This window comes from Chryseobacterium endalhagicum (genome assembly GCF_016745235.1).
GTDB classification, from domain to species: domain Bacteria; phylum Bacteroidota; class Bacteroidia; order Flavobacteriales; family Weeksellaceae; genus Chryseobacterium; species Chryseobacterium endalhagicum.
Genome location: NZ_JAELVM010000003.1, coordinates 1 through 13,163 on the forward strand (window position 1 = coordinate 1; position 13,163 = coordinate 13,163).

11 protein-coding genes and 1 tRNA gene are annotated in these 13,163 nt (G+C 36.4%); 4 read left to right on the top strand and 8 right to left on the bottom strand.

What is annotated here, in order from left to right; genetic code table 11:
- Positions 1 to 448: 448 nt before the first annotated feature.
- Positions 449 to 1,882, bottom strand: coding sequence for a tetratricopeptide repeat protein (locus JET18_RS15775; protein WP_202092596.1), 1,434 nt, complete (start codon positions 1,880 to 1,882; stop codon positions 449 to 451).
- Between the two features lie 465 nt (positions 1,883 to 2,347).
- Between JET18_RS15775 and JET18_RS15780 the strand changes: the two genes are divergently transcribed.
- Positions 2,348 to 3,589: a PKD domain-containing protein gene (locus JET18_RS15780; RefSeq protein ID WP_202092598.1), complete on the top strand. Its 1,242-nt coding sequence runs from the start codon at positions 2,348 to 2,350 to the stop codon at positions 3,587 to 3,589.
- 15 nt (positions 3,590 to 3,604) lie between these two features.
- Here the strand turns inward: JET18_RS15780 and JET18_RS15785 are convergent, their stop codons facing one another.
- Positions 3,605 to 3,766, bottom strand: a complete 162-nt coding sequence (locus JET18_RS15785) for a hypothetical protein (protein WP_202092599.1) — start codon at positions 3,764 to 3,766, stop codon at positions 3,605 to 3,607.
- Between the two features lie 153 nt (positions 3,767 to 3,919).
- Here JET18_RS15785 and JET18_RS15790 point away from each other — a divergent pair.
- A tRNA-Arg gene (locus tag JET18_RS15790) sits at positions 3,920 to 3,994 on the top strand.
- Between the two features lie 86 nt (positions 3,995 to 4,080).
- On the opposite strand, the gene JET18_RS15795 is transcribed toward JET18_RS15790, so the two are convergent.
- The 5 genes from JET18_RS15795 to JET18_RS15815 form a co-directional block, all read right to left on the bottom strand.
- On the bottom strand, positions 4,081 to 4,404 hold the full coding sequence (locus JET18_RS15795) for a helix-turn-helix domain-containing protein (RefSeq protein ID WP_202092600.1): 324 nt from the start codon (positions 4,402 to 4,404) through the stop codon (positions 4,081 to 4,083).
- 89 nt (positions 4,405 to 4,493) lie between these two features.
- Positions 4,494 to 4,922, bottom strand: a complete 429-nt coding sequence (locus JET18_RS15800) for a transposase (RefSeq protein ID WP_202092601.1) — start codon at positions 4,920 to 4,922, stop codon at positions 4,494 to 4,496.
- A gap of 291 nt (positions 4,923 to 5,213) precedes the next feature.
- Entirely contained in the window at positions 5,214 to 6,077 is an 864-nt protein-coding gene (locus JET18_RS15805; protein WP_202092602.1) for a hypothetical protein, read from the bottom strand.
- A gap of 106 nt (positions 6,078 to 6,183) precedes the next feature.
- A complete protein-coding gene (locus tag JET18_RS15810) occupies positions 6,184 to 7,059 on the bottom strand; it encodes a hypothetical protein (protein WP_202092603.1) in 876 nt (291 codons plus the stop codon).
- A gap of 3 nt (positions 7,060 to 7,062) precedes the next feature.
- A complete protein-coding gene (locus tag JET18_RS15815) occupies positions 7,063 to 8,130 on the bottom strand; it encodes a DUF4200 domain-containing protein (RefSeq protein ID WP_202092604.1) in 1,068 nt (355 codons plus the stop codon).
- A 397-nt stretch (positions 8,131 to 8,527) separates the two neighbouring features.
- On the opposite strand from JET18_RS15815, the gene JET18_RS21970 reads away from it, so the two are divergent.
- A complete protein-coding gene (locus JET18_RS21970; protein WP_202092605.1) occupies positions 8,528 to 9,325 on the top strand; it encodes a helix-turn-helix transcriptional regulator in 798 nt (265 codons plus the stop codon).
- An 81-nt stretch (positions 9,326 to 9,406) separates the two neighbouring features.
- On the opposite strand, the gene JET18_RS15825 is transcribed toward JET18_RS21970, so the two are convergent.
- Positions 9,407 to 11,437, bottom strand: coding sequence for a TonB-dependent receptor (locus JET18_RS15825; protein ID WP_202092607.1), 2,031 nt, complete (start codon positions 11,435 to 11,437; stop codon positions 9,407 to 9,409).
- Positions 11,438 to 12,130: 693 nt separating this feature from the next.
- Here JET18_RS15825 and JET18_RS15830 point away from each other — a divergent pair.
- Positions 12,131 to 13,129 (top strand): terpene synthase family protein, encoded by a 999-nt coding sequence (locus tag JET18_RS15830; RefSeq protein ID WP_202092609.1) that lies wholly within the window; start codon positions 12,131 to 12,133, stop codon positions 13,127 to 13,129.
- Positions 13,130 to 13,163: the final 34 nt, after the last annotated feature.

The following is a 13,163-nucleotide window of genomic DNA, read 5'->3' on the forward strand; positions in this document are numbered from 1 at the left end:
TCCTTTAAAATTAAGGTAAACAAAGGCGTTTCACTTATTTACGAAATACAAAGATTTAAAATGCACAACGAGTAACTGCTTAATCAAATTTTACAGTAAATATTTAATATTAATTACTGAAAAAACAAAATGGATTCTTGAATAATCAGTACGGACGGATAAGATATTTTGTTTTACTTTTTAAATGAAATGCCTTTGTTTATCTTATTATAAGATTTTATTCTAAAAACTTTGTTTAGCCTTGCGATTATTAAACACAAGGAAAGACAAAGAAATGATTTTAATTCCTTTAAAATTAAGGTAAACAAAGGCGTTTCACTTATTTACGAAATACAAGGGTTTAAAATAAACAACGAGTAATTGCTACATCAAATTTTACAGTAAATGTTTAATATTAGCGTCCAGCAGTAACTTCCAGCTTCCCTCTTCCTTCTTCCATCCTCTGCTCTTATTTCATCAATGTTTTAAACCACAGATAAATATCCATATCATTTGGAATATTGAGCTTTTTCCGGAGACGGTATTTTTTCGTCTGAACGGTTCTTACTGAGGTGAAAGTATATTCCGCAATATCTTTGGTGGAGAAATTCAGGTACAGGTAAGCACAGAAACGGATTTCCGAGCTTTTAAAGTTTTCTATTTCAAGGAGCTTTTCGGAAAAGCCGGGACAGTAATCATTAAATCTGGTGAGAAATTCGGGGTTATTTTCTTTGGCCAGCATAATGACCTGCTCAAAAAGATCGTTGTCCTGTCCTGCAATGATCTCAGGAGAAACACTGATGTTTTCTGTTTTTTCTTTTTTAAAGTAAAAGAAGTACAGAGCAATACAGATGATAGCCACCAAAAGACCTGCACAGATATAAATTAAAGTACTTCTTTCCTCTTTTTTGTTCGCTTCATCCCCGGCCTTCCTTTTATCGAGAATATCCTTTTGTACTTTATTCTGGGCTTCATTAAATTGTTTCACCGTCAGTAATTCCCTGGAATAGTATGCCGCACTGTCCTTCTCACCCATTTTTTCATAAAGGCTGATCAGATCTGTGATCACTGCTTCCCGATTGTTTTGGCTTTTGTAATGGTACACGGATATATTTTTGCAGATAAGCAGGTGATGCTGTGCTTTTTTGTAATCTCCGGCCTGCATATAATACTTTCCGGCATATAAGGAAGTAATATATTGAATCCCTTTCTCCTGGATATCTTTTGTCTCACGCAGGGCTTCTTCAATATAGATTTTGGCAGAATCCATCTTTCCGGCTTCAAGATACATGCCTGCGAGATAAGCAATAGGTTTATAGCTGTTGCTTATTTTATTCATGTTTTTTCTGATATCGGGATCCTGCTTTTCTCTGAATTCTTTTGCTTTCAGATAAGCATTTTTATAGGCTTTTAATGCTTTTTTCTTATCATTCATCTCATTATAGATTCCGGCATACTGCCAGTCCAGGAGATATTCAAAATAAGGGTTGTCTTTTATCCTGCCTCTTGCCTCATCCAGCATTTTAAGGGAGGTCACTCTTTCTCCTAATTTCTGATACAAAAGGGAACGGATGGTGTAAAAATAAAAGACCGCTTCAAGATCGGTATCGGAAGTGATAAGATTTTTCTTTTCAACAAGGTCTGTATAATAAAATGCCTTTTTAATATCATTGTTCTTGTTGTAAATATTGGCTATTTTAAGATACCCGAATGTTTCACAGTTGTTGTACCCGGACTGATGGCAAATGGAAATAATACTGTCAATTTTTTTAATTTCCCGGTCGCCCGCTGTAGTAAATTCTACATCAAAAATGACGTTTTTATAATTTTCTTCGGTAAGTTTCTGCGAAAAGGAATACGATAGAAAAAAGAGAAATAAACACGAAAATAATATTTTAGCCATACTGTTTTTTTAGTACTCCTCAATCTGCGATGCAGGGCTGCTCCTTGCGGTATAATATAGGTACGCATTAGATACTACTCTTTACTTATCAGTGTTTTAAATGGATTCCGGAAAGAAAATAATGGTTACCTTCGGGAAAGTTTTTTTAAACAAACACTACCTCAGCAATTCAGAAATCAAGTTTTTTTTATGACTGCAAATATATTTCAATATTCATTATAATTCACTAATCATTATATTATTTTTATATAAATAACTATTCTTATCATTTAAAAAAATTACTTTATGGCAAAAAACTACTTCTTATTTTACCCGAATTGTTCATTACCCGTTTTCAGGATCTGAAACTTATCTTTTCCTTTGAAAATGATCAACCCTTTATATTTCATACCTGTTATTTTATAATCCTGTAGTCCTGTTTTTATGGGCTACAGGTTTTAACGTATCAAAAAAAATTTAATCCTCATGACCACTATATTTACCCGAATTCTACTTCTTTTTCTGATCAATTTTTCTGTTTTGCTTTTTTCTCAGACTGATCAGGTTTTATTTATCGGCAACAGCATGACCTATTTCAATGATATGCCTGTCCTTTTCAAAGACCTGGCGGCTTCAAAAGGAAAAACTGTTGAAGTGACCTCCCATACCGTAGGAGGCGCAGGATTTGTGAATCACGTCAACGACAATGCATTGTATCAGACTATCCGCGCTAAAAATTACAAATATGTGGTGATGCAGCCCGGAACCGGTGAATCTGCCGGCCATACTCATGCTGTTTCTCTAACCGCTGAAAGAGGCCGTAAACTGAGAGATTCCATCCGGAAATACAGTCCATGTTCCAAAATATTCCTGTACGAGATTCCGTATGGTGTTCCTTCTCAAACGGAATACAATACCTATTTCAATTTTCAGAAAATCATTAAGGATTCTATCACGAAGATGTCGAATCTTATGCATGTAGAGATGATCCCTGCCGGAGAATCTGCAAGAGCACATTATACTGCAACCCAGGATCTTGCGCTGCATGGTTCCTATAATGATGTTCATCCCGGCCCTCAGGGAAGTTATCTTGTGGCAGCCTCCGTATATGCGGCACTTTTTCAGGACAGAATTTTCCCTTCCACATTCTACAGCGGGATGACACAAAACAAAGCAGAATATTACCAGCAGCTGGCAGACGGGACATTTTTCATGAACCCTGCGCAATGGAATTCGAATGTTTTTCATCTGCATGCCGGTTTCAGTGTAAGCGGCGGTGCACAGAACATCTCTTTCTCCAATCTTTCAACCAACTATGACACCGTGTTATGGAATTTTGGAGACGGAACAACCTCAACTTCTGTGAATCCCACACATCTTTATGCTGCGGCAGGAACCTACACGGTATCGCTTACGGTAACCAGAAATTCATGTTCTGAAACGGTTACAAAGACGATTAACAGTAATCAGCTGGCAGTTTCTGAGTATGCTATAAGAAGTTTCCAGTTTTATCCTAATCCGGTTTCTGATACAGGTTTCCTGAAAGCCGGAAAAATCATAAAAGCAGTTGAAATTTACAGTATTGATGGCAGAAAAATTCAGGCCTTACCTTTCTCAAAAGCATACGATGCTAAAATTGATTTCACGACCTATTCCAAAGGAGTTTATATGGTGAATGTACAGTTTGAAGACGGCAGTTTTGAAAACCTGAAAATAGTAAAAGAATAAACCTGAAGTATCCGTTCAGTTTACAGAATCAAAAGACTTTGCATAGCCAAAGTCTTTTTTATTTAACCTGAGTTTGATATAAGACATTTTCTGCAATAGGGTCAGGAAGTTTGAAGCAGGAAGATGGAGGTTATTGAAGTCAAAAGGAAGAAATGCCGGGGTTTTATTATTTTTCAATCCGCTTCAACAAATTTAAAGACAGCTGTTGAATATTTTGTCTGGTAGTAACTTCCAGCCTCCCGCTTCCTGCTTCCAGCCTTTTAGTCTTATTTTTTATCCTGAATTCAGGTTTATTTAAATTAATTAGTATTTTTATTCTATTCAAAAAAAGGCCTCATAGTTCAATGGATAGAATAAAAGTTTCCTAAACTTTAGATCCAGGTTCGATCCCTGGTGGGGCTACCAAACAGATAATTCATAAGAAAAGATACCGATCATCTTAAGAGATTATTTGTATCCCATTCATTAAAAAAGGAAGCTTCTCTCTGATATTACAAAAATTTTTTTTTCCATTTTGCTATTGTGTTCCGACTCACTTTAAAATGACTTGCCAATTGACTATTGTTGAATTGTTTCTTTTTCTGATAATCCAAAATTTCCAGAATATCGGATTTGTTATAGGACCGGTGTTTCCGGTTTTCAGATTCTGTTTCTTTGTCAGGGATTCCAAAGATTTTTTTGTTCAGTTCAATAATATCGATAGCGGACAGGTATTGCTTTTCTAACAAATTTCTGCATTCTTCTTTCTTTTGAGGAAACTTATTTTGCAGAATATCCGTGTAAATGGCATGGTAATTAATAATTGATTTTCCCATAGTATTTTCTGATTTTTATTTTACAAGTCATATCATCTTTGAAGCGTACAAGCAAAAACGTTTTCGACATCGTTTCAAATACTCACTGATCAAATGTTCAGGTTTTTGTATTTTTTTATCCATTTGTATAATGTTGTTTTAGGAATTCTGTATCGTTCCATTACCTGCATTTTTGTCATTTTTCCTGTTTCTATCTGTTCTAATATAAAATTGATAACTTCTTTGGTGTAGATATTTTTTCGAAATTGAGGCAGTATTGTCTTTTTATCTACCCGTATTTCCTTTACTGATGATGAAGCGTACAGTATCAGATGCTGAGTGTAAAGCCTGAAGAAATCATATTCCAAAAGCTTGCTCCATTTCAGCAGGATATCGGTAGGAAGACTTTCTTTGAGATACATTTCACAGATTTCCTGATCTGTATCCTGAAAAAATTTACGGATGCGGGATAGCTCTATTTTACTTTCTGAAACCCGTTTTTCAATCATCTGCCCTATGTGAATATTTTTGAAGTTCATTTGTGTGTTTTTTGCATTTTCAATAACCTGCGTGTATCTTTAATACACGCAGACTAATCATCATTTATAAATTTAGAACCGTTTTATGGTTTTCTGTTCTGTTAAAAAGAGCCAGCCTTTTCATTCCGGCTTTGTGAGTGTTTATCATCATTCCGAGCGCGGGTTTCGAGATTTCATCTGTGCTTTTCACCTGTGGTAAAACCCTTGATTTATCTGGAGATTCCAGAATAAGAACACATTCTAAGGAAGCTGCATTTGCATAGATTGTATCCAAATCTCAACCCCAGTACTTTAATTATTTTCTTTCAGATATCCGGTAATTGTCATTCCGCCTATTCCCCAGCTGGCATTATTGGCAACTGTGGGTGAAGCTGAAAACATATTAAAACGGGCCTGAAGTTCTAAACTTTCGGTAAAGCCATTTAGTTTGTAAGTAATCAGCATGTCTGCATTGGTATTGTTAACAATAGTTTCTGAGAACTTTCCTGTTGCTGTTATGATGCTATATGACGTAGACGGATTGGTGGGTGAATCATCTGTTACGGCAATAAATTTTCTTGATCCAAGCGCCTGTTCTACATTATTTTTGTAGATAATAATCCCATAATACCCGGTTCCTTTTCCGCTGGGTGTACCTACCGGTACATTATAATCCAGTAATATGGTTGCGGTAGAATTGGGAGGAACGGTAATGGTTTTGGAAATTCCCAAATCTATATTTTTTTGTATTGCCATGGTTAATGGAGCATTTACCGGTGCAGTGGCAAATATGGTTTCAAGAAAGTACATGGAATAATCACTGGTCTGTGTAGCAAGTCCTACCCAAACGGTACCGTTAAAATAATAATAGCCACTTTGTTTTACATAAATTGTTTGTCCTGATCCTGATGGATCGGGCGTAGTCACATACACAATAGCGCCTTGTTGTGCAGCTGTATAGGTTTTAGCCTTAAGCTGCGCCCCTGTAATACGCGGAGGGATAATACCATCCATATCTACCGTTGAACCCGGTTTTCCGGTCACATCTAATGTTGCCTGAGGGGTTTTGGTTCCAATACCCGTATTGGACTGTGCGTAAAGTTGTGAATATCCCGAGAATATAATCATTAAAAAAGGTAAATACAAACGTCCTGCTGTACTCCTATTTCTTGTCATTTTTTGCATATCTATGTTTAGATTAAAAGTTATTGTTATTGCAGCGTTATATTTTTTATATCGCTTAAAATTGAGTGTATGTATGTTTTTTGGGGGAGAAATCTGTTTAATTATCCAAATCAAGATAGACTGCCACGTCCATGACACTTCCCCCAACAATATTTTCCAATGACATTGAATTAAAAGTAATACTTCCTCTTATTTTTTCTGTAAACGCGGTGGCAGAATACGTTATAACTAACGGGGAATTTGCAGTGTTTACAACGGTTTCTGCAAATTTACCTACTCCACTAAAGAAAGTAGATTGTCCAAAATAAACTCCATTTATGAAAGTATACCTTCTTGATCCTGCAGTCATTTCCACATCATTTTTTTTGAAATTTATCCCAATAAAACCACGGAAAATTGCCGCTCTGGACATGATAGGAATATTGTAGTTTACCAGTATTTTTGCTGTCGTTTTAGGCGGAATAATAACTGTTTTTTTTAAACCCAGATCTATATTATTAATATTTCCATTCTGGTTGGAAGAGGTTACAGCTATCTGATTTAGATTAATCACTGATTCTGCAGAATACAAAATAAAATCAGAAGCAGCGCCGTAAGACAGTTTTCTTGAGATCTTTTTCCATATTGTTCCATTAAATATATAATGCCCCATTGCAGTTACCATTATGGTTTGCCCTGATGGAGCAGAATCTGGAGCGGTAACAAAAACGATGGCGCCTCTTTGTGCAGAAGTATAGGTTTTGGACCTGAGCTGCGCGCCCGTAATACGTGGAGGTATCATACCGTCCATGGCGGTGGCAAGTCCCGGGTTTCCGGTAATATCTAATGTTGCCTGAGGACTTTTGGTACCCACACCCGTTGCCTGCGCATAGTTTTTGGCACTGCCCAGTACTAGGACAGCCAGTAAGCCCTTCAACCCAATTCTTTTTATCGTTTTGATGCTTTTTTCCTCGAAAATTTCAATTTGTCCCATCTTTTAATGTTTTTTTAGATGATCAACCAGATTTTCTAATTTCTGAATGCGCTCAAGCAGTTCCTGATTTCCTTTTTTTAATTCTTTTACCTCATTATTTTTTAATTCAATCTGTTTTTGCTGATTGATGACGTGCAGGTAAAGCTCTTCTACTTTTTCAAGTGTTTGCACGGACAGTTCGGAAAGATTAAAAACAAAGTCTCCGTTTTCGTTTTTATTCAGGTTTTTAATGCCGGTTACTCCCGGAAGGTGTTTGTGTTCGCTGATGAATTGTTCTACTTCATGCAAGGACTTAAAAGAATAATCTTTTTTTAATTCTGAAAAGCCATTCATATATTCTTCGAACACATAATCAGGATATAAGGAGTTGGCTGTTGTAATAGTCCCGTTTACATATAACGCTGCGGTGGCATCAGCACCAGTTAATGCGGTAGTCACTGCTCTGCCTATCGCTACTTTACCTGTTTGGTAAATATTTTGCGTATTGTCTGTTGCAGGGTTGGTTGAATTCTGTATTTTCCATGGTTCAGACGAAGCAGCTAAAACTGATTGATTTAACCATACCGGAGCATTATTTGCCCCAGTAACCAGGACTTGATTGGGACCTGTTGAATTTGCCAGATCAATGGGTAATATAGTTCCGTTTGCTATTTTATTAGTAGTAACGGCTTCATCTTTTATATCAGCTGATACTGCTGTAAGGGTAGCACCAACGCCATTGGTAATAAGCAGATCTGTGGAAGTTAAATTCTTTCCTATTGTTTTTAAGTCATCATCATTTGTCAGGCGCATCCATTTATTGTTAAGCCAGTAATAATAACCCGGAGTTACACTTCCTGCCACTGTATTGGTGTTATAAACCAATAAGCTGTTTACATTACCTTTTGTAATTGTTGTAGCGTCGGTTATTGAATTTAATGCCACTCGGGGAATCAATATCCCTTTATCAGTACCATAAATTTCCAACATTGTTGAAGTATTGGGCTGGGCGATTCCTATACCTACCTGCGAATATGCCGCAACGCTGATAAATAATGAAATTAACCCGAGAATAATGCTGTTTTTTTTCATAAAATGTTTTTAAATATAAATTTTAGAGCCAGGCTTATCATTTGACAGAATAGTTGTCTCTTTATTTCTTTGTGCAAAATTATCCTACCCGTTTTAGATGAGAAATAGTGGAAATCCATCATTTTTCAGGCTTAAAAAAGCGCAGATACTATTTATATTTTATGGCTATTGAATTGTATAAAGTTGTATCGGGAATGATAAAAATTTTTCATTATGCCAGCTGCATGGTAAGCAAAGAATAAATTATAATCCCTTTAAGTAATATATTAGACCAAGATGAAAGAGTATTTTCACAGTAAAAAAACCAGAAATCATAGTTATAAAATTGATTATTTCTAATTTTATATTTAACTTTAGAATTTCAGCCAAGTACTGAATTGATTTAAATAACACAATAATGGAAATACTAAAATCCACCAATCCTTATCAATTTATTGATCCAAAAAGAGCTGTTTTCCCTAAAGAATATGGTATTGACGATCTGCATGTATTTTTCCCTTTTATAGAGAGTATTAATACATTTGCCATAGGTCAGTTTTTCTGGTATATTTCAGATAATAAAGATTCTAAAGTACATATGGTCAGCAATAATGTAGAATCACTTACTCCTTTTACCAAAGAGCAATGGCTTTCGGCTTCAGGCAACTTTTTTATCGATTTATTTCACCCTCATGATCAGCAATATCTGTTAAGAGCATTTGCTTATTCTGCAAGCGTACTTTTAAATACTGACGAAATAAACCGCAATAGTCTGACATTTAATTTCTACGGAAGAATGTTGAATGAAAAAAAGGAATACCGCTGGATCATGCTGACTGCGCCCCATAATCTTATCAACTCTTATAATGAAGTAGAAATGTCATTACTTGTTATTTATGATTTATCCCATTTAAAAATCAGCAGCATGCCTGTGCTTTCCATAATGAATTTCAATAATAAGGAAATTCAATACTTTAAGCATGCTGATCAGCAAATGTTGGAAATACATCCTGAATTACCACAGCTTACCAAGCGCGAAAAAGAAATATTAATATTGATAGCAAAAGGCTATAATACTCCTGAAATTGCTAAAATACTTTTTATATCATACAGCACTGTGGAAAATCACAAAAGCAACCTTAGACGTAAAACAAATACAAAAACGGCAGCAGAACTAATTGCTTTTACGATAAAATATAATCTGATTTTTGTTTAGTAAACATCATCCATTGGGGCTATTTTCATCTGAAAAAAGATTGAACTTTCAACCTTAAGAAGTCAATGAAGTTTTCGGCTTTTAAAACTGCGCTTTAATGCCCAATACAAAATTTCTTTTTGCAGCAGGATTATAATACCGGTTTCCAAAGGCATTGATATCAAAGCCTGATACATAATCCTCATTGTAAAGATTCTGAATCTGCAGATATAGGTTCAGTCTTGTTTTATCAACATCAACCGGAAACCTGAACTGGATATTTCCGATCAGAGATGGATCGGACCAGACAGAATTGGCATCATTTAAAGGGATTTTTGAAGTATAGAAATGAGAATAGTCAACAGACAGCTTTTTGAAAAAAGTAAAATTCACTAAGCTGTTAAGCGTTGTTCCGGGAACTCCAGTCAGATCATTCCCGGAGAAATCATTTTCATTCTGCCGGTAGTTTTGGAATTTAAATTTGTAAAAAGCCCCTGAAAACCGGAATTTTATTTTGCTGAAAAAGTTATTTTTCAAATCAAATTCATTCGTTTCCAGAAGAACTTCCAACCCTTTCTGAACTGTTTCGCCTGCATTGACAAAATATTCCTGTCCGGAGTCATTTTGCCTTCTCACAATGGCATCTTTCATCCGGAAATCAAAATAACTCCCTTCTATAAAAATATAATTTCCGAACTGTTTTCTAATGCCTGCTTCTTTATTCCACCCAAATTCAGGACCCAGGTTACGGTTAAATTCCTGGGTGGACGACCGTATTTCTTCATTGGTGGGAGCAGAATTGCCCTTCCCGATCTTTCCTCTGACTGAAAAACCTTTTGCCAAAACGTAAGTCAGTCCAAAGTTTGGAAGCCATTGGTTTTTAAACACTACTCTGCCGCTCTCTGACTGTGGATAAACCCGATCCCACTGATATGAATTTGAATTAAGACTGATCGAAATATCCGTAAAAAGTTGAGTATTAATATTTAATTTCTGTGACAGAAAATAGAAACCTGAAGTATTTTTTATCCGGTCAAAATTTTGAGGACTGCCTGCATATCCCTTGTTGTTATCATAGTTTTTCACCAATATATCATTGATACCACCCTCAAAGCCAAACCGGTAAGCTAAGGAAATCTTATCCCAGTTTTTCTTATAATTCAAATGGGTCCGTAATGCCAGATTCTTTTCAAAACGGTTCTCAAAATTGGTAATAAACGGATTCTGAAAGTCAACGTATGAACCCTGAACCAAAATAAAATGGGAAAACTCCCGGTTAAAATGATATTCATTTGAAAGTCCTGCTAAAACCATTTTATTGCGGATTCCTGCATTTTGCTCTAGGGCACCAGGCAGCGCAGCAGTTCGCGGCCTTGCCTGTTTTCTATCAGCCTGCATTTGTTCAAAAGTCAATCCGCCGGGTGTCTGATAGTCCAGATCAGTATACATGACCATAGCCGTGAGTAATCCTTTTTCTGAATACTGAAAATGATCTTTGATAAAGACCTGCTTCCGCTGTATTTCAGACTGCTGTCTGTAAGAATCTGTCTGATAATAATTCTGAAAGATTTCCACGAAATGTTTCCCGATCTGTTTTGACACATCAAAACTCTGATTAAAAGTCCCATAACTCCCTATGGAAAGATGGGCAGAAAGGTTTTCCGAATCTTTGGTTTTAAGAAGAACAGTACCACCCGTCACGGCTCCGTAGTCACCGCTTTCCGGTCCTTTATAAATTTCCATCCGGTCGATCAGTTCAGGAGAAATCACATTGAAATAAGTATTTCCCGAAGCATCCGATACAATAAAATCATCCAGATAAACTTTTACATTGCGAACGCCAAAAGGCGATCTCAACGTGCTTCCGCGAAGGGATAGCCTGTAACTTCCGGGAGAGCGCTCTTCCATCCTTACACCTGCTGTCTGATTTATAGATTCCAGCATTCGTTCGGGTGTATTCTGATTGATAAGATTTTCAGAGACCACGGAAACAGATTTTGTGGAAGCAATAAAGTTTGCCGGTTTTTTGTAAGCATCTATCTTAATTTCTGCTATAAAGGTTGCTGAATCTCCCTTTTGAGAAAATAAAACTGAGGAACAACATGCAGAGAGGAAAAGATAGATTTTTTTCATTAAATAACAGCAAGCAAAAATTGTTCTTTTTATTTCTATTTCAGGTTGTTGGATTGATTTTTTTTGAATGCACATTGTAAAGCTTTCTATTTTTATCAAAATTGCAGCTGAAAACAGTGAAAAAATTTCATATAAAAACAAGAATTTCAGAATTTTATACTAGAATTTAAAAAATTAAATTCTCCTCAAACGATTATAAATACAAGGATAGTAACGCATCCTCACATAAAATATCAAACATATGTGAAATAAGTTAGATTATGTTAAATAATTTTCTAAATTAGTAGGACAAACTAAAACCATAAACATCAAATTACAACTATGAAAAATTTGTTCCCCTCAGGAATTGGAAAGTAATTCTGCTTTAATTCCCAAACACTATTCCTTTACAGGATAGCTGTCAATTTACGCAAAAAACCAGTCTCCCATTTAATACCATCCGTCTTCCCATTAATGAGCAGATGATTAGCTTGGGATTAAACGGTCACGAAATTTTTTCCGGATGACTGGTTATACGATCTATCAAAAGGATACAATATAAGTTGAGCTCTTTTTTGCAGAGGCACTCCTCTATTAAGCTGCTTTTAATTTTATTACATCTTTTACAGGCTGTATGTGGCCCGCTTCATCATGTCCGGTCCGGGCCAGTTTTTACAGATACCCTTTTCCCTATGTGAAATTAAAACCATACCCATGAACACACTTGAACTCCTTAATAACCAATTTAAGTATCCTTTCCCAACCTTAAAGAACCCCAATGCAGATCAGCTGCAGGAAATCACCGAAAACCTGTGGATAGACGGAGAATACCTTTGGCTTTATGAAAATAATCCCGATCTGCGGAAAAAGTATAAAAAAACCAAAACAGCTCACATTGCGGCTCAATGGTTTCCTACAGCTCCGGTGGAACGTTTTAAGCCCATCTGCAGATTAATGCTCTGGACTTTATATAATGATGATCTTTATGAAGAAAGTGAACCTCAGGATATTGAATATGTACGGTCGCAGTCCATTGCCATACTGAATGGTGAAATCAGTGCTGCGGAATCAACTATACCTTTAGGAGCCATGCTGAACTCGTTAAGACAGGAACTGCTTCAATTTATTCCCGAGGAATCTGTTTTCCGTTTCAGCCAGATGATCAACAGATATTTTATCGGGCTGGAAACGGAACTGAAGTATAAGAAAAATAAAACCTATCCAACCATTACGGAATGCATTGCTTTAAGGGAAGATTCTATCTGCCTGTATCCTTTTCTTCAGCTTACGGAAGTGGAAACCGGCGTTGTCCTGCCTCCGGAAATCCATGAACATCCTGTAATCTGCCGTCTTCAGGCGCTGGCCTGTCATCTGGTCACTTATTTCAATGAAGTACAGTCGGTTGCGAAAGATGAAGCCACAGGAAGTATTTACTACAATATCGTGAAAGTAATTCAGAACGAGCATCAGATTTCTCTGGAAGAAGCATGTCTTGAGGATTTGCGTCTGCATAATGAAGACCTGAAAGAATTCGTAGCACTACAGGCCTCACTCCCCGATTTCGGGATCTGGCAGGAAGCGGTTGTCAACTGGGTACACTACATGAGTATGGTCCTCAGCGGCTGGAAAAATATTTCTACAAAGCTGGCGCGCTACAATGCTATGGAATTTCCCAATGCTGCTGAGCTCCGGGAAAAACTGAATCAAATATAAAAGGATTTATCACTACAAAAAACTTAAATATTAA

What these genes read in the sequence shown, in the direction of transcription:
- JET18_RS15775 (WP_202092596.1), bottom strand. Translation starts at nt 1,882, where the DNA reads ATGGCTAAAATATTATTTTCGTGTTTATTTCTCTTTTTTCTATCGTAT.
- JET18_RS15780 (WP_202092598.1), top strand. Translation starts at nt 2,348, where the DNA reads ATGACCACTATATTTACCCGAATTCTACTTCTTTTTCTGATCAATTTT.
- JET18_RS15795 (WP_202092600.1), bottom strand. Translation starts at nt 4,404, where the DNA reads ATGGGAAAATCAATTATTAATTACCATGCCATTTACACGGATATTCTG.
- JET18_RS15800 (WP_202092601.1), bottom strand. Translation starts at nt 4,922, where the DNA reads ATGAACTTCAAAAATATTCACATAGGGCAGATGATTGAAAAACGGGTT.
- JET18_RS15805 (WP_202092602.1), bottom strand. Translation starts at nt 6,077, where the DNA reads ATGACAAGAAATAGGAGTACAGCAGGACGTTTGTATTTACCTTTTTTA.
- JET18_RS15810 (WP_202092603.1), bottom strand. Translation starts at nt 7,059, where the DNA reads ATGGGACAAATTGAAATTTTCGAGGAAAAAAGCATCAAAACGATAAAA.
- JET18_RS15815 (WP_202092604.1), bottom strand. Translation starts at nt 8,130, where the DNA reads ATGAAAAAAAACAGCATTATTCTCGGGTTAATTTCATTATTTATCAGC.
- JET18_RS21970 (WP_202092605.1), top strand. Translation starts at nt 8,528, where the DNA reads ATGGAAATACTAAAATCCACCAATCCTTATCAATTTATTGATCCAAAA.
- JET18_RS15825 (WP_202092607.1), bottom strand. Translation starts at nt 11,437, where the DNA reads ATGAAAAAAATCTATCTTTTCCTCTCTGCATGTTGTTCCTCAGTTTTA.
- JET18_RS15830 (WP_202092609.1), top strand. Translation starts at nt 12,131, where the DNA reads ATGAACACACTTGAACTCCTTAATAACCAATTTAAGTATCCTTTCCCA.